1 pseudogene is annotated in these 240 nt (G+C 76.2%); it reads left to right on the forward strand.

The window, feature by feature from the left end:
• Positions 1 to 240 (forward strand): annotated as a pseudogene (locus tag KVT45_RS55580) (hypothetical protein); the annotation flags it as partial.

The raw sequence follows: 240 nt of genomic DNA on the forward strand, positions 1-240 counted from the left end.
GCGCGCTACTACCCGGACGCCGGCGGACGCCGGGATCTCACCGGCAACCTGGTCGAGTTCGCCCGCGGCTGGCGGCCGGTCCTGGTGATCTGGGGCCCGGCCAACCCCGTGGGATCGGTCGCGGCCCGGGGATCGGGCGCCGCCTCCGCCCGGATGCTGTGGGGGCCCGACTACTTCGGCTGGGTCCACGGGCGGCAGACCGCACGGTCGTACCCGCCGAACGCGCGGGAGAACCCGCTC

The organism is Streptomyces sp. GbtcB6, from assembly GCF_019091475.1.
Taxonomy (GTDB): Bacteria; Actinomycetota; Actinomycetes; order Streptomycetales; family Streptomycetaceae; genus Streptomyces; species Streptomyces hyaluromycini.